Consider the following 25772-nt stretch of genomic DNA (forward strand, 5'->3'; position numbering starts at 1 on the left):
ATAAGGATTTTTTAAAGTTGGCACGGCTTCTGCTATCTCTATTGCATAACAAGAATAAAAAGCAGCAAACCAATAAAAATAAGACGTACCGACTCTGACATAACAAAAACAACACGGCAGAGACGCAGCTAACAGATTTTTTTGGAGAAGGTGTGCTTTTCAGGGTGCTCTCAGGAGTGACCCGCAACCGGGCAGAGAACAATAAAACTACCTTCAGGTAGCTCCCGAATCGGTTGGATCGTTTAACGAGAAAGCAGATCAGCGCTCAAAAAAATACGTTTGCTCTTGACCCCGGATGGGGGTCGCCAAAAACAGCGGTAAAGGGCCACGGTTGCCAAAAACAACAACAGACCGACCCTCAATAATAAAAAAGAGCACGCGACGACAAAATTAAAGGGGAGCCTCGGCTCCCCTTTGTGCTTTCTGTGATTTGTGTTTTCAACGCCGATCCCTTGTAGGAGTGAGCCTGCTCGCGATAGCGGTGTATCAGTCAATATTTACATCGACTGACACGACGCTATCGCCAGCAGGCTCACTCCTACATTTGCTCGCTGTCAGGCGTGCTTTTCGCGCAGCTCTTCGATACTGATCTCGCGCATTCTGAATTTCTGGATCTTGCCCGTCACCGTCATCGGAAACTCTTCGACGAACTTGAAGTGCCGTGGCGTCTTGAAGTGCGCGATGCGTTCCTTGCACCAGATTTGCAACTCCAGTTCGGAAGCGTTGTGGCCGGGATGGAATTTGATCCAGGCGACAATCTCCTCGCCATAACGCGAACACGGAATGCCGATCACCTGGACGTCCGCCACTGCCGGATGGGTGAAGAAAAACTCCTCCAGCTCACGCGGATAAATGTTCTCGCCACCGCGAATGATCATGTCCTTGTTACGCCCGGCGATGTTGACGTAACCCTCCTCGTTCATGCTCGCCAGGTCGCCGGTGTGCATCCAGCCAGCCTCATCGATGGCTTCGGCCGTGGCTTGCGTATTATTCCAGTAACCGAGCATTACGCTGTAACCGCGGGTGCAGAGTTCGCCAATGGTGCCGCGCGGCACCAGGTTGCCGGCCTCGTCGATGATCTTGCTTTCCAGTTGCGGCTGGGTGCGGCCGACGGTGGTCACGCGCAGTTCCAGTTCATCGTTTGGCCCGGTTTGCAGGGACACTGGACTGGTTTCAGTCATGCCGTAAGCAATTTGCACCTCACTCATGTGCATTTCACTGATCACCCGGCGCATCACTTCGATCGGGCACGTGGCCCCGGCCATGATCCCGGTGCGCAGGCTCGACAGATCGAATTCGGCGCGTTGCGGCTGATCGAGCATGGCGATGAACATGGTCGGTACGCCGTAGAGGCCCGTGGCTTTCTCTTCGGCGACGGTTTGCAGGGTCAGCAGTGGATCGAACGCATCGTTGGGGTAAATCATCGTGCTGCCGTGGGTGATGCAGCCGAGATTGCCCATGACCATGCCGAAGCAGTGGTACAGCGGCACCGGGATCACCAGGCGGTCGCACGGGGTCAGGCCAATGCTCTCGCCGACCATGTAACCGTTGTTGAGGATGTTGTAGTGGCTGAGGGTCGCGCCCTTGGGGAAACCGGTGGTGCCGGAGGTGTACTGGATGTTCACCGGCTGATCGAAGTGCAGGCTGTCGCTGCGTTCGTGTAGTCGTTCTTCAGAGACACTGGCTGCCCTATCGGCCAATTGCGACCACGGCAGAAAACCTGACGGTGGCTGCGCGTCGAGGCTGATCACCCCGCGCAACTGCGGCAAACGCTCACTGCGCAAATGGCCGACGGATTGCTCGGCCAGTTCCGGCACCAGGCCTTGCAGCATGCCGTGGTAGTTGGAGGACTTGAAGGCTCCGGCGCAGACCAGCCATTGGCAGCCGGACTGTTTGAGGACGTATTCAAGTTCGGAACTGCGGTAGGCCGGGTTGATGTTGACCAGGATCACGCCGATTTTCGCGGTGGCGACTTGCGTGATGCACCACTGCGCGCAGTTCGGCGCCCAGATACCGAGGCGGTCGCCGGCCTGCAAACCCAGGGCGAGCAGCGCTCTGGCGTGCAGGTCCACCGCGTCGGCCAGTTGTCGCCAGGAATAACGCAACTGCTGATGGCGGACCACCAGCGCTTCACCGTCCGGGTACTGCGCGACGGTCTGATCGAACTTCTGCCCAATAGTCATCGCCAGCAAGGCTTTGTCCTGAGAACCACGGGTGTAGCTGCGCTGCGGGTTTGCACTGGGTTGATCCATGACGACCCCTATTGTCTTTATTTATGGGTTGCCGACGGTCACTTGTAGGAGTGAGCCTGCTCGCGAGCTTGATCCATCTGTCAACATTTATGTCGACTGACACGACGCCATCGCGAGCAGGCTCACTCCTACAAAAACTAATCAGCGTTCAATCCTGAACTGCGTCTACTCTCGCTCAAGTTGACGTTAACGTAAAGGGTGATTGACAGCCCTTCACCGCAGGCTTACGTTAACGTAAAGGTGAGAACTGCAACGCCCTTCTCCCCACCCTACAAAAAAGCCAAAAGGTGACCCATGAGCTACCCATCCCTGAACTTCGCCCTCGGTGAAACCATCGACATGCTGCGCGATCAGGTTCAGTCCTTTGTTGCCAAGGAAATCGCTCCGCGCGCCGCGCAGATCGACAGCGACAACCTGTTCCCCGCCGACATGTGGCGCAAATTCGGCGACATGGGCCTGCTCGGCATCACCGTGCCGGAAGAGTACGGCGGCGCAGGCCTGGGTTACCTGGCGCACGTGGTGGCGATGGAAGAAATCAGTCGCGGCTCGGCGTCGGTGGCATTGTCCTACGGCGCGCACTCCAACCTCTGCGTCAACCAGATCAACCGCAATGGCAACCACGAACAGAAAAGTAAATACCTGCCAAAGCTGATCAGTGGCGAACACGTCGGCGCGCTGGCGATGAGCGAGCCCAACGCCGGTTCTGACGTGGTGTCGATGAAACTGCGCGCCGACAAACGCGGCGACCACTTCGTCCTCAACGGCAGCAAGACCTGGATCACCAACGGCCCCGACGCCAACACCTACGTAATCTACGCCAAGACTGATCTGGAAAAAGGCCCGCACGGCATCACCGCGTTCATCGTCGAACGTGACTGGAAAGGCTTCAGCCGCAGCAACAAATTCGACAAGCTCGGCATGCGCGGTTCCAACACCTGCGAGCTGTTCTTCGATGACGTCGAAGTGCCGGAAGAAAACATTCTCGGTGTGCTCAACGGCGGCGTGAAGGTGCTGATGAGCGGCCTCGATTACGAACGCGTGGTGCTGTCAGGTGGCCCAACGGGGATCATGCAGTCGTGCATGGACCTGATCGTGCCGTACATCCACGACCGCAAGCAGTTCGGCCAAAGCATCGGCGAATTCCAGCTGATCCAGGGCAAAGTCGCCGACATGTACACCCAGCTCAATGCCAGTCGCGCCTATCTCTATGCGGTTGCCCAGGCTTGCGAACGTGGCGAAACCACGCGCAAGGATGCCGCCGGGGTAATCCTCTACACCGCTGAGCGCGCCACGCAAATGGCCCTCGATGCGATCCAGATTCTCGGCGGTAACGGTTACATCAACGAATTCCCGGCGGGTCGTCTGTTGCGTGATGCCAAGTTGTACGAAATCGGCGCCGGCACCAGTGAGATCCGTCGCATGCTGATCGGTCGCGAACTGTTCAACGAAACCCGCTAATCGGAGCTGACCATGGCTACCTTGCACACTCAGCTCAACCCCCGTTCAGCGGAGTTCGCCGCCAACAGCGCGGCGATGCTCAAACAGGTCGACGCCCTGCACACCCTGCTCGCCCAAGTGGCGCAGGGTGGCGGCGCGAAAGCCCAGGAACGCCACACCTCGCGCGGCAAACTGCTGCCGCGTGAGCGCATTAACCGCTTGCTCGATCCAGGCTCGCCGTTTCTGGAAATCAGCCAATTGGCCGCCCACGCCGTGTATGGCGAAGAGGTTCCTGCCGCCGGTGTGATTGCCGGGATCGGTCGAGTCGAAGGCGTCGAATGCATGATCGTCGCCAACGATGCGACGGTGAAGGGCGGTTCGTACTACCCGTTGACGGTGAAAAAACACCTGCGCGCGCAGACCATCGCGCAGCAGAATCGTCTGCCGTGCATTTATCTGGTGGACTCCGGCGGCGCCAACCTGCCGCGCCAGGACGAAGTGTTTCCGGATCGTGAGCACTTCGGGCGGATCTTCTTCAACCAGGCCAACATGAGCGCGATGGGCATTCCGCAAATCGCCGTGGTCATGGGCTCCTGCACTGCCGGTGGTGCCTATGTGCCGGCGATGGCGGACGAAGCGATCATGGTGCGCAATCAGGCAACGATTTTCCTCGCCGGCCCGCCACTGGTAAAAGCCGCGACCGGTGAAGTGGTCAGCGCCGAGGATCTGGGCGGCGCCGATGTGCACTGCAAGATTTCCGGCGTTGCTGACCATTATGCCGAGAGCGACGAACATGCCCTCGCCCTCGCCCGCCGCAGTGTCGCCAACCTTAACTGGCGCAAACTCGGTGAAGTGCAGCAACGCCCGCCGATCGCGCCGTTGTACGCCAGCGATGAGTTGTATGGCGTGGTGTCCGCCGACGCCAAGCAACCCTTCGATGTGCGCGAAGTGATTGCGCGACTGGTCGACGGCTCGGTGTTCGATGAATTCAAAGCGCTGTTCGGCACCACGCTGGTCTGTGGCTTTGCGCACCTGCACGGCTACCCGATCGCGATTCTGGCCAACAACGGCATCCTTTTCGCTGAAGCCGCCCAGAAAGGCGCGCACTTCATCGAACTGGCCTGCCAACGCGGCATTGCGCTGTTGTTCCTGCAAAACATCACTGGCTTCATGGTCGGCCAGAAATACGAAGCCGGCGGCATCGCCAAGCACGGCGCGAAACTGGTAACAGCCGTTGCTTGCGCGAAAGTGCCGAAGTTCACCGTGATCATCGGCGGCAGCTTCGGCGCCGGGAACTACGGCATGTGCGGCCGCGCCTACGATCCGCGTTTCCTGTGGATGTGGCCGAACGCGCGCATCGGCGTGATGGGCGCCGAACAGGCAGCCGGCGTATTGGTACAAGTCAAACGTGAGCAGGCTGAACGCAGCGGTCAGGCGTTCAGTGCCGAGCAGGAAGCCGAGATCAAGCAACCGATTCTCGACCAATACGAAGAGCAGGGTCATCCTTACTATTCCAGCGCACGCCTGTGGGACGACGGCGTCATCGACCCGGCGCAGACCCGCGATGTGCTGGCCCTGGCCTTGTCCGCGTCGCTGAACGCGCCAATCGAACCGAGCCGCTTCGGCGTGTTCCGGATGTGATCGGGAGAATCTCATGAGTGACTTCAACACCCTCGAACTGCAAAGCGACCCACGGGGTTTCGCGACGCTGTGGCTCAACCGCGCCGAAAAGAACAACGCGTTTAACGCCGAGATGATCCGCGAACTGATCCTTGCATTGGACAAAGTCGCCAGCGACGCCAGCCTGCGTTTTTTGCTGGTGCGCGGCCGTGGCAAGCATTTCAGCGCTGGCGCTGACCTGGCGTGGATGCAGCAATCGGCCGAGCTCGACTATCACACCAACCTCGACGACGCCCGCGAACTGGCGGAACTGATGTACAACCTCGCCAAACTGAAAATCCCCACCGTTGCCGTTGTCCAAGGCGCAGCGTTCGGTGGCGCGCTGGGGTTGATCAGTTGCTGCGACATGGCGATTGGCGCCGATGACGCGCAATTCTGCCTGTCGGAAGTACGCATTGGCCTGGCGCCGGCGGTAATCAGCCCGTTCGTAGTACAGGCTATCGGCGAGCGCGCGGCACGGCGTTATGCGCTGACCGCCGAACGTTTTGGCGGCCAACGCGCTCGGGAAATCGGTTTGTTGGCCGAGAGCTATCCAGCCGCTGAACTTGATCAGCAAGTCGAACATTGGATCAACAACTTGTTACTCAACAGCCCGGCCGCCATGCGCGCCAGCAAGGATTTGCTGCGTGAAGTCGGTAACGGCGCGCTGACCCCGGCGCTGCGCCGCTACACCGAAAATGCCATCGCCCGCATCCGCGTCAGCCCTGAAGGTCAGGAAGGCTTGCGCGCCTTTCTGCAAAAACGTCCGCCGAGCTGGCAAGCCGCAACCACCACCAAGGAGCCGCGTTGATGAGCGCACCCGTTCTCACCACCCTGCTGGTGGCCAACCGTGGCGAAATCGCCTGCCGCGTGATGCGCACCGCCAAAGCACTGGGCCTGACCACGGTTGCCGTGCACAGCGCCACCGACCGCGAGGCGCGGCACAGCCGTGAAGCGGACATTCGCGTCGATCTCGGTGGCAGCAAGGCGGCCGACAGTTACCTGCAAATCGACAAACTGATCGCAGCGGCCAAGGCCAGCGGCGCTCAGGCGATTCATCCGGGTTACGGGTTTCTCTCGGAAAACGCCGGCTTCGCCCGCGCCATCGAAGCGGCCGGGTTGATTTTCCTCGGCCCGCCCGCCTCGGCCATCGACGCCATGGGCAGCAAGTCTGCGGCCAAAGCGCTGATGGAAACTGCGGGCGTGCCACTGGTGCCGGGTTATCACGGCGAAGCACAGGATCTCGAGACCTTCCGCGATGCCTGCGCACGCATTGGTTATCCGGTGCTGCTCAAAGCTACGGCCGGCGGCGGTGGCAAAGGCATGAAAGTAGTCGAGGACGTCAGCCAGTTGGCCGAAGCCCTCGCCTCCGCTCAGCGTGAAGCGCAGTCGTCGTTCGGCGATTCGCGGATGCTGGTGGAGAAATACCTGCTCAAGCCACGTCATGTGGAAATCCAGGTATTCGCCGATCAACATGGCCACTGCCTGTACCTCAACGAGCGTGATTGCTCGATTCAACGACGCCATCAGAAAGTCGTCGAAGAAGCACCGGCACCGGGCCTGTCCCCGGAACTGCGCCGCGCCATGGGCGAAGCGGCCGTGCGTTCGGCGCAGGCAATCGGTTATGTCGGCGCCGGTACGGTGGAGTTCCTGCTCGATGCCCGTGGCGAATTCTTCTTTATGGAGATGAACACGCGCCTGCAGGTGGAGCACCCGGTGACCGAGGCCATTACAGGCCTGGATCTGGTCGCCTGGCAGATCCGCGTTGCCCGTGGTGAAGCATTGCCGATCACGCAGGATCAAGTGCCACTAAACGGTCATGCAATTGAAGTGCGCTTGTACGCCGAAGACCCTGCGAATGATTTTCTGCCGGCGACCGGGTGTCTGGCGTTGTATCGCGAATCGGCGCAAGGGCCGGGGCGCCGCGTTGATAGCGGGGTCGAAGAAGGCGATGAAATCTCGCCGTTCTACGACCCGATGCTCGGCAAACTGATTGCCTGGGGCGAAGATCGCGAACAGGCTCGGTTGCGGTTGTTGAGCATGCTCGACGAGTTCGCGATTGGCGGTTTGAAAACCAACATCAACTTTTTGCGCCGGATCATCGGGCACCCGGCGTTCGCGGCGGGAGAGCTGGATACCGGATTTATTCCGCGTTATCAGGAGCAATTGCTGCCTGCTCCAGGCGCGTTGAGCGATGCCTTCTGGAACGCGGCTGCTCAGGCGGTGGCGCAGAGCCTGCCGCAGTTGGCGCGCGAGGATGACCCTGCTTCGCCATGGTCAATCAACAGCGGTTTGCGTGCGGGATTGCCCCGGGAAATCACCCTGCATTTGAGTTGCGAGGAGCAGGATCGCGCTTTGACGTTGAGTGCCGCTGACCACGCCAGACTCTCCGGCGAAGCACTCATTGTCGAGCACGAGGGCGTACGTCGTACGTTGCGGGCTATCCGCCAAGGTGATTCGCTTTATCTGCAATGGGAAGGTGAGTTGCGGCGCATCGAGACGCATGACCCGATCAGTGCCGTCGAAGCCAGTCACAGTCATCAGGGTGGCCTGACTGCGCCCATGAACGGCAGCATTGTCCGTGTGCTGGTCGAGGCCGGGCAATCGGTCGAGGCCGGTGCGCAACTGGTGGTGCTGGAAGCCATGAAGATGGAGCACAGCATCCGTGCGCCACATGCGGGGGTGATCAAAGCGCTGTATTGCCAGGAAGGCGAAATGGTCGGCGAAGGCAGCGCTTTGGTTGAACTGGAAGCAGTGTAAACGGGAGGATCGATCCTACGCGTGGCGCGGATCGATCTGACTAGTAACGCGCCGTTGCCTGAACCACAACACCGATGATTCGACACTCATCGGTCAGCAGGGCTTTCGGCCAGGTCGGATTGAGCGGCACCAGGTAACGCTGGCCGCCCTCTTCGTCGAGTTTGCGAAAAATCGCCTCAGCGCTGTCGGGCCACTGGGCGATCACCAGTTTGCCGGGCACCGCTTCGGCTGCCGGATCGACCAGAATCAGCATGCCTTCGGCGATGCTCTGGCCACTGGGAGCGGTCATTGAATCCCCCGTCACCGTCAGCCAGAACGCCGGGCCACGTGCGTGGTAATCCGTCAGTTCGAAGCGCTGCTTGCCGGATGCCTTGGCGTAGGACGCCGGATCGCTTTCGCGCACCTCGCACGTCGTCTGCCAATCGCTGACCGGGTAACGGAAGTACGGGTTGTACTTCTGGGCCAGCGGCATCTCGTCGTCCGCCGCTGGTTGCGGTTCACGGATTACCAACACCACTTCGAGGAAATCCATGCCCAGTGCCTGCAACACGCGGTTCATTTCAGTGATGCCGGGTTCGCGACGCTTGTTCAGCCAATGGCCGATCCCGCCCTGGGACATGCCGACGCGCTCTCCGAGCTCTGTTTGAGTGATTTTGAGTTCACTCATCTTGGCCTTGACCAACTCAATCCATTTATCCATGTGCAGCACCTTACGTCGACGCCTTCGGCCAGCAAAACACATATTGTAGTATTTAAATTCTGGTCACAACTACACAGAGTACTATTCTGAAGGCACGGATTTTCAATCGACCAAGGAGTGCTTCTTCATCATGAATATCAGCAGCAAAGACTTGCCCGACCTGCAAATTGACACCAGCTTCACCTCGCCCCAAGGCAATGCGGCAGCGCAGCGAGCACTGGACTATTACTTGAAACCAGCTGTGTCAGAACCGGAGGTCGACGAGCGTTTTTTCGATGTCAGGCGCCATCTCAGTGGCGAAGAAGCTCTGGTGCACGCCTCGGACCTTTTGCGGTGTGCAGCGGCCACTGCGTTCAAGGCAGCCGAAAGCCTGCAAGGCGCAAATCGGGATCTGGCATTTTCAGTGGTGCACATGGTGGATATGGCGCGGGCGATGGTCGACCATTCACTCGATGGCGATGATGCCTGAGGAACGGGAGTACGCACGGACGGGAAAGAATTTTCCAATCGCGCAGATAAAAACATTTGACTTGCAAATGATAATGATTATTATTGCAAGCAGCTGATCGCGAGATCAGTCGATGGACCAGAGACCTTAGGTCGGTCTTCTGGACTATCTCCTCATCAGGCTAATCACGGTTTTTGACCCGGCTTTTTGCCGGGTCTTTTTTTGCCCGTTTTTCGGGCTTATGGCTTCAGGCTAATGAAGTCTTCAGGTGCTGCAAATTCGATGGCGCGGATAATATCAAAAGACTATCGCTTGGCAAGCCGGACCCCGCCAAATCGGGGCAAACTAATGACAATTAGCACTTGAGAATCAATCGCACAGTCTCTAAGCTGCCTGCGCGTCATGGAGGACGCCCCCCGCCACACCCCGCAATTCCCCTCGGTTTCAGCCCTGCCTGCGTGTAAAGTAACGGCCATAAAAATCATATTCAGGAATCGATTATGACCGTGGCCAAATCATCGTTCGACATCAGCGCCAACTTCGACAGCGGCAACATCCAAGTCATCGACATCAGCAACCCGCTCAATCCGGTTCTGGCCATTCGCCCGGACACCCGCAGCGCTCACTTCCAGTGGTTCCACTTCAAGGCCAGCGGCCTGCATGTTCATCAGGAACACTGGTTTCGCTTGGTCAACGCCAGCCAATCTTCCTATAACAAAGCCTGGACCGGCTATCAGGCAGTGGCGTCCTACGACCACGTCAACTGGTTCCGCATTCCAACCAGTTTCGAAGGTGACAGCCTGCGTTTTTGCCTCGAGGCCGAGCAAACCCACGCCTGGTTCGCCTACTTCGAACCCTACAGCCGTGGTCGCCACGACTGGCTCATCGATCAGGCACTGAGCAAGGCCGGCACCGAATTGCTGGCAACCGGTAAAAGCGTCGAAGGTCGCGACATTCAGCTGCTGCGCAAAGGCACCGGTGCCGAAGGCCAGCGCAAAGTCTGGATCATTGCTCAACAGCATCCGGGCGAACACATGGCCGAATGGTTCATGGAAGGCGTGATCGAACGCCTGGAAAGACATGACGATCCGGTGCTGAACAAGCTGCTGGCGAGTGCCGATCTCTACTTGGTGCCGAACATGAATCCGGACGGCGCCTTCCACGGTCACCTACGCACCAATGCGATGGGCCAGGACTTGAACCGCGCCTGGCAGAACGCCAGTCAGGACGTCAGCCCCGAGGTACTTTTCGTACAACAGCAGATGGAAAAGTATGGCGTCGACCTGTTCCTCGACGTACACGGCGATGAAGAAATCCCCCACGTGTTCACCGCTGGTTGCGAAGGCAATCCGGGCTACACGCCGCGAATCGAGAAGCTCGAAGAGCACTTCCGCAGCCACCTGAAACACACCACCAAAGATTTCCAGACCAAGCACGGCTACACCCGTGACGAACCGGGCCAGGCCAACATGACCCTGGCTTGCAACAGCGTCGGGCAGAAATACGACTGCCTGTCGCTGACCCTGGAAATGCCGTTCAAGGATCACGACGACCATCCCGACAAAGTCACCGGCTGGTCGGGCAAGCGCTCAAAACAACTGGGCAAAGATGTGCTGACGACCATCGCTGACATGGTTGATACCCTGCGCTGATCCCCTCCTCCGGCCCTTAGAAGATCGCAGCTTGTCTGCGATCTTTTGCTTTTTGCCATTGCCACTCTCGCGCAAACAGGTTGCAAAATAAAACCCATATCAATACCGTGATCAAGGTTTTAATTTGAAACCTAAAAGGATGCGGGATATGAAACCTCTCAAAAGCAGCGCCGTTTTGCTTTTCTCTGTGGCCTGCGGTTTGGCCGTGGGCAACGTGTATTACGCACAGCCACTGCTGGACGCCATGGCCGAAGCGTTTGCCCTGTCGCCGGCGACCATCGGCATCGTCATCACCCTGACGCAAATCGGCTACGGCATCGGTCTGGTGCTACTGGTCCCTCTCGGCGACCTGCTCAACCGGCGCAAATTGATCGTCTGCCAAACACTGCTGTCGGCTGTAGCGTTGTTGATGATCGCGCTGGCGCCCAACAGTGCGTGGCTGCTGCTTGGCATGGCATTGACAGGACTGCTCGCGGTGGTGACGCAGGTGTTGGTGGCTTACGCCGCCACGCTGGCGCTGCCGGCTCAGCGCGGGCGCGTGGTCGGGGTGGTCACCAGTGGCATCGTCGTCGGCATCTTGCTGGCGCGCACGGTCGCCGGCGGCATGGCCGATCTGGCTGGCTGGCGAGCGATCTACTTCCTGTCAGCAGGGCTGACACTGGTGATGGCGCTGCTGCTGTTTCGCGTCCTGCCCAAGGATGAATCTGCGCAACCGGCGACTGGCTACAGCGCACTGATCGCCTCGGTGTTCAGCCTGTTCAAAGAAGAACCGGTACTGCGCCATCGCGCAATCCTCGCCCTGCTGACCTTCGCCAGCGCGATGGTGCTGTGGACGCCGATGGTGTTGCCGCTGGCCGCGCCGCCACTTTCTTTGTCGCACAGTGAAATCGGTCTGTTCGGACTGGCTGGCGCAGCGGGTGCCCTGGCCGCCGCACGGGCCGGGCATCTGGCGGATCGCGGTCTCGGGCAATGGGTCAGCGGTCTTTCCCTGTTGCTGATGCTCGCTTCGTGGCTGCCGATCGCCCTCACCCAATCCTCGCTGTGGGCATTGCTGCTCGGCGTGATCACCCTGGATCTGGGCCTGCAAGCCGTGCATGTCACCAGCCAGAGCATGATTTACGCCGTGCGCCCGCAAGCACAAAGCCGTCTCACCGCCGGTTACATGTTGTTTTACTCAATCGGCAGCGCGCTGGGTTCAATCGGCTCGACCGCCATGTACGCGTGGGCCGGCTGGATCGGCGTGTGCCTGCTCGGCGCCGGCATCAACGCCATGGCGCTCGCATACTGGTGGCTGACCCTGAAAAGCGGCGCACCGGCACGATGCGCCACTCAAGCGAGTTAACCGCGGTCGCGACCGCGCAACATACTGTCGAGGACCTCGTCGCGGCGGATCCAGCCATGAAACAGCGCCGCCGCCAGGTGCAGCAGCACCGTCAGAAACAACAGATAGGCCAGATACCCGTGAGCCTTGCGCAATAACGCGAACAACTGCGCATCGGCCGGAACAATGGCTGGCAACTGCACCGTTACGCTGAGCATGACCGGCTCACCCGAAGCGCTGATCATCGCCCAGCCCAGCACCGGCAACACCAGCATCAACGCGTACAGCAGCAGATGCGAAGCCTTGGCGGCCATCACTTGCCAACCCGGCAGATCCGCTGGCAGCGGTGGTTGGCGGGTCGTTAACCGCACCAGCAAACGCACAATCACCAGCGCCAGAATCGCAATGCCCAGCGGTTTGTGCAGATGGATCAGCCATTCATGCCGCTCGGAAACGGAGGTGACCATACCGGCGCCGATAAACAGCATGGCGATAATCATCACCGCCATCAGCCAATGCAGCAGCCGCGCCAACAGGGCGAAATGCGTCGGTTGAGTTCTCATGGACGAACCTCCTGTTTGGCGGCGGGCAACTGGCTGACTTCGCTGGTGCGACGCAGGTAGGAATTGGCGTACCCCGCGGAACGGGCTGCCAGCAATGGGTCGTCGGTACCTTGAATCCCGGCCGGCAGCACCAGCGGGTCATAGTTGATGTCACGGCATTCGCCGCTCAGTTGCGGCTGGGTCCTTTCCAGCACCAGCGTGCCGGCGTTCAACACCTTGCGCCCCTCGGGCCAGGTCTTGCTGGCGTCGTCCACCGGGTCCTCAGGATTGGCCAGGGTGATGTTCAACTGAAAACGCAGCGGCGCTAACGCCAACCGTTGCACCAGATCCTTTTCGAGAAAATCGCTGCCCTCAGGCGCAGTGGCGCCCGCAGCGTCCCTTGCCAACGGCGTCATGCTCCAGCGCACGGCCTGTTTTTTACCGCTGGCGTCGACCAGATAAAACGCGTTGACGCTGTTATAGGTTTCGGTGGCGTAACTGGCCGAGGGTTTGGCCGTCTTCACCCAGGTCAGGAACGGCACGGTTTCCGGGTGAGAGGCGAAGAACGCCGGGACCTTCGCCGGGTCAGGTTTACCCGTGGCCGGATCCGGCGACTGCGCCTGCTGCAATTGATAAAACGCCTCAGGCGTGCCAACCGGGAACACCGGCATGCTGTTCATCCCGGTGCGCCACTGCTGCCCGTTGGCCTGGGTGAACCGCAGGGCCAGACTGCGGATCGGCACACTGTTGTCCGGTGCATAAGGATTGCCCGCCGGCAGCGCAAAACGCCCGACCACCGGAGTTTGCGGCTCGTTAAACACTTGCGCGTTGGAAAATACCCGCGCCTCGCCACTGCTTTCGAAATGCCCGATCACGCACACGCCTTTGGCGTGGTTACGACGAAACCCGGGATGCACGCCGTTGTTCTTCTCCAGCACATCGACCAGCGCCTTTGGCGTCAGACGTTGTGGGTCGAAGTTACCGTGAACGTAGGCAAACGCCCCGGCCACCGCAGCGACTACTACGGCAATGCCGCCCAGACGCAATATCAGGCTCGCGGCACTCAATGGCGGGCGCTGCGGCCCGCCGGGCGGTGAAGCGTTGGGTGAGGTGCGATCAACCATGAAAGACTCCAGGGCCAATGGCCACAAGTAAGAAGAATCAGCAAGACGCGCCTTGTTCGGGTTTATTCCACGCTGCGGTATTTATTTTTCCGCGCGTGGAATAACCTCCAACGACAAGCGTCTCCCTAGTCCACAGCGTAGTGACTAGCAGAATTTCATGAGCGAATTCGACGAACAGTTGAGAGAAATCATTCCCAGATTGCGCCGCTTTGCCCTGTCACTGACACGCAACAGCAGCAGCGCCGACGATCTGGTACAGGCTTGCCTTGAGCGGGCACTGTCGAGTTGGGGCGATAAACGCGCCGACGGCGACTTGCGTGCCTGGCTGTTCGCGATCCTCTATCGGCAGTTTCTCGATGCCCATCGCCGCTCCCGACGCTATGCGCGAATGCTCGAATTCTTCACCGGTCGCGACGATGCCGAACCTTCGGTGGAGCGCACCGTCATCGCCCAGTCGACCCTGCAAGCCTTTGACCGTCTGCCCACCGAACAACGCGCCCTGCTGCTGATGGTCTCAGTGGAAGGCCTTTCCTATAAAGAGGTCGCCGAGATTCTCGGCGCCCCGATCGGCACCGTGATGTCGCGCCTGTCCCGCGCCCGCCAGGCCTTGCGCCAACTGAGTGACGGCGAAATCAGCAGCCCTTCTTTGCGGATACTCAAATGATCAGCCTGCCTCCCAACGAGCGTGACCTGCACGCTTATGTCGACCACCAACTCAGCGACGCCGACCGGCGCGTGCTGGACACTTGGCTGGCCAGTCACCCGGATGAAGCGGCGCAGGTCCGTGCCTGGCAACAGGATGCCCAGCAGTTGCGTGCGGCACTCGGCGGCGCATTGCAGCAACCGGCCAATCCGGCGCTTGACCCTGCCATGATCCGCCAGCGCCGCCAGCGTCAGTCGCGTCGTCATCTGGCCAGCGCGGCGGTGTTGCTGATCGCGGTCAGCATCGGCGGGTTCAGTGGCTGGCAGGCGCGGGAAATGACCCTCGTACGCTCGTCCACGTTGCCGATGACTGACGCCTTGCAGGCCTATCGGTTGATTGCCCAGCAAGGCATGCTGCCGGCCGATTACAAGGTCGACAATGACGGCGACATGCAACGCTGGCTCGACCGCTACTTCACCCGGGCCAGTCGCTTGCCCGATCTGAAGGCCGCCGGGTTCGAACCGGTCAGCGGGCGCCTGCTCAGCACCGACGAAGGCCCGGCGGCGATGGTCATGTATGAGGATGGCAGCGGGCACAAGGTGAGTTTCTATGTGCGCCCGCCGGGGCCGAAGAACACCTTTTTGCCCCGAGGAAGCCGCAGTGATGGCGACTTACAGGCCGAATACTGGTCGGGCGGTGGCTACAACTATGCGATGGTCAGCCCGGTCGATACACCGGCGGCGCAACAGCTCAAGCAATCGCTGCAATTCTGAACCCACCGCAGCCCCCCCTGTAGGAGCTGCGGCACGCTGCGATCTTTTGATCTTGCTTTTAAGGGCAAGATCAAAAGATCGCAGCCTCGTTTCACTCGACAGCTCCTACAAAGGATCGTGTCAGCTTAAAAACCTACGTCCAAAACAACATTGTCGAGATAGGTGCCCGCCGGCGGCGTGGTCTGGTCGGTGTAGATCTTCGCGTTGTAGTTGAAGATCTGGCTGCCCGTGCCCAACCCGTTACCCGGGTTGACCTCCGCATCGGTGCTCGCCCGCCGCGCCGCGCCGACGCTGCCCCAGCGCGTGGTACCGGCACTTTTGAAAATGTCGTAAGCCAGATAATTGCTCCCGGAAATCATTCGTCGCCGCCCGCCGACACTCACCGCGTTCTGCCCGTCGCTCAGCCCCACGGTGTAGGCACTGCCCTTGGTGCAAGCCAGATTGATGGTTTGCCCGGTCACTGGCGTGAACGCGCTCACCACCGGCGCGCTGCCGAATGCAATGTTCGGCGCAGTAATCGTGCAGTCGTTGGACACTGTCATGTTCACTGTCAACGAGGTCGTGCCGCTGGCGATATCGCGCCCGAGGCAGACGGAGCCGATACCGATTCCCGAGCAGTAATTCCAGTTCCAGAAAATGCTCAGGGTCTCGGTGTAAACCCCGGCGGCGACATTGCTGCCAATGGTCGTGCCGAGGTAGAGCGGCACGGTTTTCGGCGTTGTGCCGTTGAGCAGGCCGAGGGCATCGATGATGCCGTTGCGCGCAAAGTCATAGGCAGTGCCGCGAGTCAGTGGGTAGCTGGTGCTGTTATTGGCGTAGACCGTGTAACTGATGACATCGCCGGTCGGCCCGACCAGACCACTCTGAGTCGATGACACAGTGCCCCAGAAATGGTCATTGCTGGTCAGCAGAGACAACAAAGAACCGGTGCAGCTTAAACCTGCATTGAGCGTGGAACTGGGTTGTGAAGTCGTGCGCACGGCAATTGAACTGAGCGTGCCAAACGCCGCCGGCGTAGTGCTGACCACCGAGCACGCGGCTTGCGCCGCCCCCGGCAGCATCAGCGCCAGCAACAGAAACAATCGGGCGCGGATCATTGGCACACCAACGGGCCAATCAACGGCACCTGATCCAGATTCAGGTCGACGCTGAACTGCGCCTGACAGGTTTTGCCGTCAGCCAGCGTCACTTGCAGCGAATTCTGCGCCTGCAGGTTTTCCAGATAGACCAACCCATCCCAGCCGACTACCGTCCGCGCGCCGCTCTGCTCGTGCAAAACACCCGCGCCCAGCGGCAACTCGCGCTGCTGTGCGTCGACCAGCACAATGCTCGCGGCAATCACCCGGGTCAGCGGAAATTCCAGCAGATAACCGCTGCCACGGCGCACGGCAATGCGCTGTTCGACGTTGGGGCTGCGCACGTTGGCCGGCAGATTCAGTGGGTCGATTTCATACTTGCCGCGGTAATAGGCACTGCTCCATGGCACCAGCAGATGACCGTTCTTGTCGGTCTGGCCGACCTGCTGGTTTTCGTAGCGCACCGGAATGTCGGCAAAACCATCGGTGCTGACCACCACAAATGCGTCGTCGATACGGTTGGCGGCGAACACCTGACGGTCCATCCACACCAGCGAACCACTGGCATCGGCCCAACGGGTTTCGGCGTCGGAAGTGCCGTAGACACCGGCCTGCAACTGCACCGATTGCAGGCGCCAGGTCACGTCGGCCTGACGATAATCGGCGCCGTCACCCTTGGCGTAACCCAGATTGAAACCTACGCCGCCCTCAGTCGGCACCGCGCGACTGTAGTTGACCCGCTGCTGGCTCTGCCCGGTTTTACTGCGATCGCTGCTGATCGCCAGGCTGCCGCGCAGATCGAACGGGATCACCAATTGCGCCTGCACCGCCCAGTTGCTGTCGCCGATCTCACGGTTGGCCGACAGGTAAAAACTGCTGTTGCGCCACAGCGGTTTGCTCCAGCTCAGATTGAGCAGCCGCGTGCGCGAATCGTCCGCCGCGCGCACATCGAAGTAACCGGCGCCGAGACTGCCCCAGCGGTCGAGGTTAAGGCTCAGGGTCGCTTGCTCGCTGCGCCGGCTAAGACTGATGTACGGGCTGTCGACCACGGTCAGATCGGCGTATTGACCGTGACGTTGCAGCCGCTGCCAGGAAAAGCTGAAACGCTGGTTGCTGTACTGATAGCCCAAGCTGGCCTGGTGACCGCCCTCGCCGTCGAAACGGCTTTGGCTCAACGCACTGTTGAGCACACCAAAGTTACCGAGCTGCCAATTGCCACCGAGGCCGCCCAGTGTCAGCGAATCGGCCGCTTCGGCATGGCTTTCCAGAGTGAAGTTGTCGCTGATGCCGTAACGCAGGCTGCCGGCGGTGACGCCCGGCCCGTAATTGAAATCCTTCAAACCGTAGTCGCGGCGCAGCGTACCGGCAGCCACGGAGAAATCGCTCAAACCTTTTTGCAACAAGGTGCTGGTGACATAGAACGGCACCGTGGTCGAAATCTGCCGACCCAGTGCATCGGTGGTCACCACCACCGCTTCGCCAGCGCCGTTGATAAACGGAATATTGGTCAGCGTGTAAGGCCCGGGCTGCAAGTCCGCGCTGCTGGATTTGTAGCCATTGATAAACAGATCCACCGAAGACGGCACCGCCGCTTCACCGGCAAATTGCGGCAACGGATACGTCACCAGATCCGGACGCACGGCAAAGTCCCGCGAGAACTGCACGCCGCCCAGCCGCACCGAATTGCTCCACGGCAACGCGCCGCTGATGACGTCACCGGCCTCGTAGGTGAGCATTCGCTCATCGTCGGAGTAACGCCAGGTGGTGTCGTATCGCAAGTAGCCGTTGTCCAGCGTGTTGAGCGAATCACCGGACAAGGTTTGCCGATACTGTCCGGTGTTGGACAGCGTGCCCCAGCTGTCGAACAGCCGCACTTCGTTCCACGCCGCCAGATAAGTGCCGGCATCGTCGGTGTCGTTGAGGTACAGGTCATAGTTGAACAGCGCGCCAAAACTGCTCAGCGCCGGGGTGCGCGGGTAAGCCTGGCGATTGCCGATGAACTGTTCCGGCAGCCAGTCCGGCGGCACGTTCAACAGCAAGCGCTGACCGACGCTGTCGTAATCACTGTGCAGCCCCGCCAGGCTGTCGAGGTCGACCTCGGCGCCGAGGCTGTCGGGCAGCTTCATGCCGGTTTCGCGCAACGCGGTCGCCGGCACGAACAGGCGCCCATCGCGCTGCTGCACCGCCACCACGCGCCCGGTATTCATCTGGTTGACCACCAGTTCCAGAAACAACTGTGCATCGCTCACGGCCTCCATGCCGCTCGGCGGCGGCGGCAGATCGCCGGCCCCGGATGGTTGAACGAACATCAGGCAACAGGCGCCGGTGATGAGCCACAACGGACGCTGAATACGGCGAACCCGTCCTGGGTTCATACGCGCTGTACGTCCGTCAATGGACTCAATCCTCCCTGATCCCGCGTCAGCCGACGCCAGATGTCCGCGCTACGACTCACTCACTTGGCTGGCGTAATGCTCTGTACCTGCGCGGCACCGTTGACCCGCACCTGCAACGCCGACTCACCGGCCAACGGCCCTGGTGCCGGCCAGCGCATCACCGCGCCCGGCAGCACGTAACCCAACAGCCCTTCGGCCAGTGGCTTGCTCTGCCCGGCCTGTTGGATTGCCACGTCGGTCAGCCGGGCATGCACCGCGCCCTGATTGCGTACTTCGACATAGGGCTTGCCGTCCACCGCCACCGTGCGCCAACTCAGCTGCGGCAGGCCGACACCTTTGGGATCGCGCGCGCGGCTGCTGTCTTCCTTGCTCCACAGCCCGGCGCCATAGGCAAACAGCGGCACTGAGTAACGCATCTGGAAGCGGATCGCTGCCGCTGTTTTGCCGCCGTCGGTCGTCGCTGGTTGCGCAGAGGGAATTTCGTCGATGATGATCCGGTAGGCCAGCTCCTGCCCCGGCGGTACTTCCTTGGTGCGGGTCAGACGCACCAATTGTTTCTGCCCCGGCTCGATCTTCGCCACTGGCGGGCTACCAATCACGTCGCGCTGATTCTGGTATTGCTCGGCGAACCCGCTCTGGCTCCAGCCAAATACACGGATCTGCAGATTGGCGGTTTCGCTGCCGCGGTTCTCCAGCCACAGCGCACTGGCCTGCTGATCAGCTTCCAGCACCGGATCGATCGGCCAGATCAGCACCGAACTGGCGGCGTGCACGTTGCCTGCCCCGAGCATGACCAACGCCCACATCGCCCAGCGCACGCGCAAGTGCCGTGACGTAACTGACCCCATAAACCTGCTCCTTGTCGGCCATTCGACTTCGCCTTACCACGACAGCTGCACCTGCAACACGTCGCTGTACGTCCCCCCAGGCTGATTGCCCGGCAATTGCACCTGACCGTAAATCGGCAGGCTGATGTTGTTCGCATCGCTGTAGGCCACCGCCACACTCTGGCCAATGCCCAGGCTTTGGCTGTACGCCGCATCGCGAAACAGCGCATACGCCACCCGCGCACTACCGCTGTTGACCTGCATGTGCCGGCCACTGCTGTTGTACTGGCCGCCGTCGACGCTCATGTTCAGCGTCACCCCCGGCGTGCATTGCAATTGCACCCCACCGGTCAGTGCGACTTGCACGGTGCCGGTGGCCAGTGCCGAACGTGAACCGAAATTCAGCCCGCCATAATTCGATACCCCGCCCACCACCAGACACCCGGCAGTGACCGTGGCGCTGACCTGAAAGCTCTGGCTGGTCGCGGCAGTCAGCGGCAGCGGTGCACTGCCCGCACAGAGCAGAAGCAGCGCGGCACAGCCATGGCGGCGCATGGCATCAGAACGTCAGTTCAACAGCAACAGTGTCGGTGTAAGTCCCCGCCGGCAAACCGGCCTTGCCCACCGCCTGACCGTAGATGTTCACCGTCTGTGCGACGCCGGTGCTGGCCGCAAGGTTGATGGTCCCGTCGATCGCCAGCAGTTGCGAGTGCCCGGCATCGGTATACAAGTCGTACGGCACGTAATTGGCGACCCCGTCATACAGTGCGCGCGTGCCGCCCGGCGACATGCCGTCATGGGAACCCGCGCGCACCTTGACCGTCGGCGTGGTGCCACTGGAGCAGAGAATCGACAGCGCCCCGCCGCCACCGCCCAACACCTGCCCGGTGGCGGTGGTGAACAGGCTGTTGGCGGTGCCGAAGTTCAACGCACCGAAGTTCAGCCCGGTGGAACCGCCGGCGCCGTTGACCTGACAACTGCTGATCAGAATCAGGCTGGAAGTGATCTGGCCAGTGACCGTGGTGGCGGCGTTGGCACCGGAAACCAGCGCCAGGCCGAGCAGTGACAAACCTATCCTTGATGCAAACGTACGCATGGTGTCCGTCCTCTACGGGGTTACCAGTCGAGCGTCACCGTCAGGGTGTCGGTATAGACCCCTGCCGGCACCGCGCGGGTATTCGCCACCACCGAGCCAAATACCGGAATGGGTATCTGCGCACCGCTGGTGACAGCGAAATTGTGTTGCTGGCCGATGCTGTAGCTCCGGGCGCCGGAGGGATCGACGAACAGCTGATAAGGAAGGGTCTGGCGGCCGTTGCTCAGCCGTCGGGTACTGCCGTCACCGTGGGTGCCGCCGTCGATGGTGACGGTGAAACCGGTGACCGAGGGATTGCAGGCGACGTTGAGTTTGCCGCCGCTGTCGCCATCCAGACTGGCCTTGATCGGTGCATTCCAGGTAGGCCCCTGAAGGCCGAAATCGAGGGTGCCAAGGGCGCTGACCGGGCTGGCGGGGGCGCTGGTGTTGGTGACTTCGCAGCCGGCAATCAGGATCAGCCGCGCATTGATCTGCCCGCTCATCGCCGCCTGGGCGTCGTCCGCGAGCAATGCCAGCGTACCTGCCGCCATCACCATCCAGTGTCTGCCTGCCATTGCGCCCGTCCCTGCTCCTTCGCTGATTCAACCACCGCGCTCGTCATTGAACGCCTTCCTTGCGGCCCCCGCGTCCACCGGGCGCCTGTATCAATCGCGATCACCAGGTGACCGTCACCTTGACCAGATCCGAATAACGGCTGACGCGTGGCACCTCAGCCAGACGTTCGATCCGCGCATAGAGCGGCAACTCCACCGTGCCACTGTCCGGCACCCGCCCGCTAACCGGCACATCCACCACCAGCGGTACCCGCCGAGCCGCGTCCTGATACAAGCGATACGGAACCGGTTTGCTGCCGACCGAACCGGCCATGTAGCGGACTTCACCGACACCACCATGCAAACCACCGTCAACGCGCATCTGGTACGGCGTGTCCGGGTTGCACTCCAGCCGCGGCAGGCGTTGATTGGTCAACGCGGCGGCCAACGGCCCGGCCGGGTCATCGAGGCGCGCGGTGCTGCCGAAGTCGAGCACACCCAATTGCTCGATGCCGGCCTCCCGCTGCTGGCCGACCAACTGGCAGCCGCGCTGCACATCGACGCGCACTTCGACCTGAAGATCCGCCGCATGAACAGGTGCAACGAGTACACCCAGCAGGCCCATGACCACCCGTATATTCACTGCCCCGTTCCTTGTCAGTGATCGCTTGCGACGTCGTTTCTGTGATTGAGATTAGCAACCGTCGACGATTCCGCCAGTCGATTGGATCCACGGATCGCCCGGGATATGTTTCGAAAGGTTGGCAACCGGTCGGGCCATGTCGCTAAAAATAGCTGTACGCGCGGCACAAATTTGTTCAGTAACCGCCCACTGTCGATCCGCCGTGGTGGCTGGCCAGGTCGGCGTCTGGTTACACTACCTCGCCGCGCTTGCGCGAGCCGGTCTTGACGAACACGGAGACGCCCACAGTGCCTGCCCAACCGCCGAAACGATCGCGACTGATCCAGCGCTGGCCGGCGTTGCGCCGCTGGTTCGGCAAGGGGGGGTCGGCCAGTGCCGGGCATGACGCCAGTGCCCAGTCGATCCACGACTACTTCCGGCACAAGGCCTGCGGTCAGGGTTACACCCTCAGCCACAGCCAACAGCGCGTCATCGATTGCATGGCGCAGCAGGCGAGTCTTTTGCTGGGCGCACGCGCTCGCCAACCACAGAGCCTCTATCTGTTCGGCGCCGTCGGGCGTGGCAAGAGCTGGCTGCTCGATGGTTTCTTTCAGGCCTTGCCGATCACCCAGAAACGACGCCTGCATTTCCATCAGTTCTTCGCGCAATTGCATCAGAGCATGTTCAATCATCGCGAGCAGGACGATGCTCTCGAGGTCACCCTCGACGAACTGCTGCAAGATTGCCGGGTGCTGTGTTTTGACGAGTTTCATGTGCATGACATCGGCGATGCCATGCTCATCACCCGGCTGTTCAAGGCACTGTTCAAGCGGCGGATTCTGCTGCTGGTGACCTCCAACTATGCGCCTGAAGGCTTGCTGCCCAATCCGCTCTATCACGCCCGCTTCAAACCGGTGATCGAACTGATCAATACGCGCATGCAGGTGATGGAAGTCGGCGGCCCGCACGATTACCGCAGCCAGACACGTCACAGCGCTCACCAGACTTTCACCCAGGGCCATTACGTGTGGCCGGCCACGCCAGCCCAACGCGCGGCACTGGATCTGCCTTCTGCAAATGCGCCGATGATCACGTTATCGGTTGGCACCCGACGGTTTCAGGCTCGGTTGTGTGAAGAACGGCGTGTCGGTTTTACTTTCCACGATCTGTGTGAACAGCCAACGGCGGTCATGGATTATCTGGAACTGTGTCGCCGTTTCGACCGCTGGATCATTGATGATCTGCCAGAGCTGGGGGAATGCTCGATCGCCGCGCAACAGCGCTTCATCAACCTGATCGACGTGCTGTACGACCAGGACAAGCACCTGACGCTGCTCGGTCGACTGCCCTTGCGCGAAAGCCTGGACGGCCATGTCATTGACCTGGCGCGTACGCGCAGTCGGTTGGGGCAGTTGCAGGAAATGCACGACAACGACTGAGCACGTCGGCCCTGCGGGAGCAAGCTTGCGCCCACAAGGGTTTGGTGGCGTTTTCAGCATCCCGCTCAAGCCCGCAAGCCGCTTTGCCGTTATCATGTCGCCCATTCCCGGCGCCCCAGCGGCGCGCCCCTGATCAATAGCGAACACAAAATGCACACCCTTGCTCAATTACGCGCCGGCGAGTTGTCGGGCATTACTCGACTGGATCTGTCTTGTGGCCTGACCGAGTTCCCGCGCGAGATTTTCGATCTGGCCGACACCCTGGAAATCCTTAACCTCAGCGGCAACGCCCTGAGCAGCCTGCCGGATGATCTGCATCGACTGACTCGCCTGCGGGTGCTGTTCTGTTCCGACAACCCGTTCACGGAACTGCCGGCCTGCCTCGGCCAATGCGCTGCGCTGACGATGATCGGCTTCAGGGCCAATCGCATCGTCAACGTACCCGCTGCAGCGTTGCCGCCTAAGTTGCGCTGGCTGATCCTGACCGACAATTGCATCGAAAGCCTGCCGAGCGAACTCGGTGAGCGCCCTGCCCTGCAAAAACTCATGCTGTCGGGCAATCGCCTGCAAGCGCTGCCGCCCTCGCTGAGCAACTGCCATCGACTGGAGCTGCTGCGCATTGCCGCCAACCGCCTGACCGAACTGCCGCAGTGGCTGCTCGCGCTGCCGAGCCTGACGTGGCTGGCCTACGCCGGTAATCCGCTGGAAACCGAGGCAGACGCCGCCGCGCTGCAAGCGACGCCGCAAATCCCTTGGTCAGCGCTGCGTCTGGAGCAACGGCTGGGTGAAGGGGCTTCGGGGGTGATTTCCCGGGCCAGCTGGCAACGCGACGACGGCTCAGTGACGCCGGTCGCGGTGAAACTATACAAAGGTGAAATGACCAGCGACGGCTCACCGCTGCACGAAATGAATGCCTGTATCACCGCCGGCCTGCATCCCAATCTGATCCGCATCGAGGGGCGCATCAGTGGCCATCCCGTCGGCCAGCAAGGTTTGGTGATGCAGTTGATCGATCCGTCTTTCCGCAACCTCGCCGACCTGCCCAGCCTGGCATCCTGCTCGCGAGATGTTTACGCCGATGATTGCCGGTTCAGCGCCGGGGTTGCGCTGAACATTGCCAAAGGCATCGCCTCGGCGGCAGACCACTTGCATCGGCAAGGCATCACCCACGGCGATCTCTACGGGCACAACATTCTGTTGAATGAGCACGGCGATTGCCTGCTCGGGGATTTTGGTGGGGCGTCGTTCCACGCTGTTGCCGACACAGCAGAAACACGGGCGTTGCAACGTATTGAAGTGCGCGCGTTCGGGATTTTGCTGGGGGAATTGCTGGCACGCATCGACTCGGGGTTGAGTGATGAGTTGCGTGTGGTGCTTGAGGAGCTGGAGCGGCGATGCTGTCAGGCGGATGTGCTGGCGCGGCCGGGGTTCGCTGAGGTTATTGCGGTTTTGCAGGAAAGCTGACTGCTACGCAGTCAATCGCCAGCAGGCTCACGCCTACAGGTCAGAGGTGATCACAAATGATGTGTTCACCTCTGACCTGTAGGCGTGAGCCTGCTGGCGATGAGGCCATCACTGACGAAGTCGATCAGCCCGCCAGGCCGACAAACATGTCCTGCACGTCATCATGGTTGTCGAGGCCTTCGAGGAACGCTTCAACCTCAGCCATCTGCTCGTCGCTCAAACCGCTCACCGGGTTCTTCGGCTGGTAGCCCAGCTTGGCCGACAACACGGTGAAACCTTGCTCTGGCAGTGCTTTCTGCACCGCATCCAGATCGGTAGGGTCGGTCAGGAACAGCGTTGCGCCGTCTTCGCCCGGCTCGAAATCCTGCGCACCGGCTTCGATGGCGGCCATTTCCGGATCGGCGTCCGGGGTGTCCGGCGAGGCTTCGATCATGCCGACGTGGTTGAAGTCCCAGGCGACGGAGCCGGAAGCCCCCAGTTGGCCCTTGCGGAACGCCACGCGGATTTCGGCGACGGTGCGGTTGATGTTATCGGTCACGCACTCGACGATCAGCGGCACCTGGTGCGGGGCGAACCCTTCATAGGTGACGCGATGGTATTGCACGGTTTCACCCAGCAGACCGGCGCCTTTCTTGATCGCGCGATCCAGGGTTTCTTTTGGCATCGAGGCTTTCTTGGCCTGTTCGACCACCAGACGCAGGTGTGCGTTGGTGGTGGTATCGGCACCGTTGCGGGCAGCAATGGTGATTTCCTTCACCAGTTTGCCGAAGATCTTGCCTTTGGCGTTGGCTGCCGCTTCTTTGTGTTTAACCTTCCACTGTGCGCCCATTACTCACTCTCTTGATCTGTGGCGCCGAGACATCTATTGGCCGACGCGTGGCGCCAAGTTTATACGGCCTAAAGTCGGCAATCGACCAAAAAAACGCAATGTGGAATCGACATTTTCACCAGAGCTTGTAGGGCGATTCTGAAAAACGGATTTGACATGACCATTTAACGCTGCGGTTT

General features: G+C 60.6%; 23 protein-coding genes. 11 read left to right on the plus strand and 12 right to left on the minus strand.

Annotated elements, in window-relative coordinates; translation table 11 throughout:
* Positions 1–554: 554 nt before the first annotated feature.
* Entirely contained in the window at positions 555–2252 is a 1698-nt protein-coding gene (locus P3G59_RS18635) for an AMP-binding protein (RefSeq protein ID WP_277758459.1), read from the minus strand.
* Between the two features lie 294 nt (positions 2253–2546).
* Between P3G59_RS18635 and P3G59_RS18640 the strand changes: the two genes are divergently transcribed.
* From P3G59_RS18640 to P3G59_RS18655, 4 genes are read left to right on the plus strand one after another with little or no spacing between them, the layout of a single operon-like run.
* Positions 2547–3710, plus strand: a complete 1164-nt coding sequence (locus P3G59_RS18640) for an isovaleryl-CoA dehydrogenase (protein ID WP_277758460.1) — start codon at positions 2547–2549, stop codon at positions 3708–3710.
* Positions 3711–3722: 12 nt separating this feature from the next.
* Positions 3723–5330 (plus strand): carboxyl transferase domain-containing protein, encoded by a 1608-nt coding sequence (locus P3G59_RS18645; protein ID WP_277758461.1) that lies wholly within the window; start codon positions 3723–3725, stop codon positions 5328–5330.
* Between the two features lie 13 nt (positions 5331–5343).
* Entirely contained in the window at positions 5344–6159 is an 816-nt protein-coding gene (locus P3G59_RS18650; protein WP_277758462.1) for a gamma-carboxygeranoyl-CoA hydratase, read from the plus strand.
* Positions 6159–8108, plus strand: coding sequence for an acetyl/propionyl/methylcrotonyl-CoA carboxylase subunit alpha (locus tag P3G59_RS18655; protein ID WP_277758463.1), 1950 nt, complete (start codon positions 6159–6161; stop codon positions 8106–8108). Before P3G59_RS18650 ends, P3G59_RS18655 begins: the two co-directional genes overlap by 1 nt.
* A 40-nt stretch (positions 8109–8148) precedes the next feature.
* On the opposite strand, the gene P3G59_RS18660 is transcribed toward P3G59_RS18655, so the two are convergent.
* Positions 8149–8808, minus strand: a complete 660-nt coding sequence (locus P3G59_RS18660) for a S24 family peptidase (protein ID WP_277758464.1) — start codon at positions 8806–8808, stop codon at positions 8149–8151.
* A gap of 130 nt (positions 8809–8938) precedes the next feature.
* On the opposite strand from P3G59_RS18660, the gene P3G59_RS18665 reads away from it, so the two are divergent.
* The 3 genes from P3G59_RS18665 to P3G59_RS18675 all read left to right on the plus strand — a co-directional run bounded on the left by P3G59_RS18665 (position 8939) and on the right by P3G59_RS18675 (position 12250).
* A complete protein-coding gene (locus P3G59_RS18665; RefSeq protein ID WP_277758465.1) occupies positions 8939–9277 on the plus strand; it encodes a DUF3077 domain-containing protein in 339 nt (112 codons plus the stop codon).
* Between the two features lie 479 nt (positions 9278–9756).
* Positions 9757–10908, plus strand: coding sequence for a M14-type cytosolic carboxypeptidase (locus tag P3G59_RS18670; RefSeq protein WP_277758466.1), 1152 nt, complete (start codon positions 9757–9759; stop codon positions 10906–10908).
* A gap of 148 nt (positions 10909–11056) precedes the next feature.
* Positions 11057–12250: an MFS transporter gene (locus tag P3G59_RS18675; RefSeq protein WP_277758467.1), complete on the plus strand. Its 1194-nt coding sequence runs from the start codon at positions 11057–11059 to the stop codon at positions 12248–12250.
* Here the strand turns inward: P3G59_RS18675 and P3G59_RS18680 are convergent.
* Both P3G59_RS18680 and P3G59_RS18685 read right to left on the minus strand, forming a co-directional pair.
* Complete coding sequence (locus P3G59_RS18680) at positions 12247–12792, minus strand: cytochrome b (RefSeq protein ID WP_277758468.1); 546 nt, start codon at positions 12790–12792, stop codon at positions 12247–12249. The two genes, P3G59_RS18675 and P3G59_RS18680, sit on opposite strands and share 4 nt — an antisense overlap.
* Positions 12789–13895, minus strand: a complete 1107-nt coding sequence (locus tag P3G59_RS18685; RefSeq protein WP_277758469.1) for a catalase family peroxidase — start codon at positions 13893–13895, stop codon at positions 12789–12791. Before P3G59_RS18685 ends, P3G59_RS18680 begins: the two co-directional genes overlap by 4 nt.
* A gap of 157 nt (positions 13896–14052) precedes the next feature.
* On the opposite strand from P3G59_RS18685, the gene P3G59_RS18690 reads away from it, so the two are divergent.
* Both P3G59_RS18690 and P3G59_RS18695 read left to right on the plus strand, forming a co-directional pair.
* On the plus strand, positions 14053–14559 hold the full coding sequence (locus P3G59_RS18690; RefSeq protein WP_277758470.1) for a sigma-70 family RNA polymerase sigma factor: 507 nt from the start codon (positions 14053–14055) through the stop codon (positions 14557–14559).
* Complete coding sequence (locus tag P3G59_RS18695) at positions 14556–15311, plus strand: anti-sigma factor (RefSeq protein WP_277758471.1); 756 nt, start codon at positions 14556–14558, stop codon at positions 15309–15311. Before P3G59_RS18690 ends, P3G59_RS18695 begins: the two co-directional genes overlap by 4 nt.
* A gap of 125 nt (positions 15312–15436) precedes the next feature.
* Here P3G59_RS18695 and P3G59_RS18700 read toward each other — a convergent pair whose 3' ends face one another.
* The 7 genes from P3G59_RS18700 to P3G59_RS18730 form a co-directional block, all read right to left on the minus strand.
* On the minus strand, positions 15437–16408 hold the full coding sequence (locus tag P3G59_RS18700) for a spore coat U domain-containing protein (protein ID WP_277758472.1): 972 nt from the start codon (positions 16406–16408) through the stop codon (positions 15437–15439).
* Entirely contained in the window at positions 16405–18762 is a 2358-nt protein-coding gene (locus P3G59_RS18705; protein ID WP_277758473.1) for a fimbria/pilus outer membrane usher protein, read from the minus strand. Before P3G59_RS18705 ends, P3G59_RS18700 begins: the two co-directional genes overlap by 4 nt.
* Positions 18763–18842: 80 nt before the next feature.
* Positions 18843–19631, minus strand: coding sequence for a molecular chaperone (locus P3G59_RS18710; protein ID WP_277758474.1), 789 nt, complete (start codon positions 19629–19631; stop codon positions 18843–18845).
* 33 nt (positions 19632–19664) lie between these two features.
* Entirely contained in the window at positions 19665–20165 is a 501-nt protein-coding gene (locus P3G59_RS18715) for a spore coat U domain-containing protein (protein WP_016983916.1), read from the minus strand.
* A gap of 4 nt (positions 20166–20169) precedes the next feature.
* Positions 20170–20706 carry a spore coat protein U domain-containing protein gene (locus tag P3G59_RS18720; protein WP_277758475.1) on the minus strand — a complete coding sequence of 179 codons (537 nt, stop codon included), beginning with the start codon at positions 20704–20706 and terminating at the stop codon, positions 20170–20172.
* 20 nt (positions 20707–20726) lie between these two features.
* Entirely contained in the window at positions 20727–21260 is a 534-nt protein-coding gene (locus P3G59_RS18725) for a spore coat U domain-containing protein (protein ID WP_277758476.1), read from the minus strand.
* A 100-nt stretch (positions 21261–21360) separates the two neighbouring features.
* Positions 21361–21882, minus strand: coding sequence for a spore coat U domain-containing protein (locus P3G59_RS18730; RefSeq protein WP_277758477.1), 522 nt, complete (start codon positions 21880–21882; stop codon positions 21361–21363).
* A gap of 287 nt (positions 21883–22169) precedes the next feature.
* Between P3G59_RS18730 and zapE the strand changes: the two genes are divergently transcribed.
* Both zapE and P3G59_RS18740 read left to right on the plus strand, forming a co-directional pair.
* Positions 22170–23300 (plus strand): cell division protein ZapE, encoded by a 1131-nt coding sequence (zapE, locus tag P3G59_RS18735; RefSeq protein WP_277758478.1) that lies wholly within the window; start codon positions 22170–22172, stop codon positions 23298–23300.
* A 150-nt stretch (positions 23301–23450) separates the two neighbouring features.
* Positions 23451–24764 carry a leucine-rich repeat-containing protein kinase family protein gene (locus P3G59_RS18740; RefSeq protein ID WP_277758479.1) on the plus strand — a complete coding sequence of 438 codons (1314 nt, stop codon included), beginning with the start codon at positions 23451–23453 and terminating at the stop codon, positions 24762–24764.
* Positions 24765–24888: 124 nt separating this feature from the next.
* Here P3G59_RS18740 and P3G59_RS18745 read toward each other — a convergent pair whose 3' ends face one another.
* A complete protein-coding gene (locus tag P3G59_RS18745; protein ID WP_102901638.1) occupies positions 24889–25593 on the minus strand; it encodes a YebC/PmpR family DNA-binding transcriptional regulator in 705 nt (234 codons plus the stop codon).
* Positions 25594–25772: the final 179 nt, after the last annotated feature.

The sequence above is a fragment of the Pseudomonas sp. A34-9 genome (assembly GCF_029543085.1).
GTDB lineage: Bacteria > Pseudomonadota > Gammaproteobacteria > Pseudomonadales > Pseudomonadaceae > Aquipseudomonas.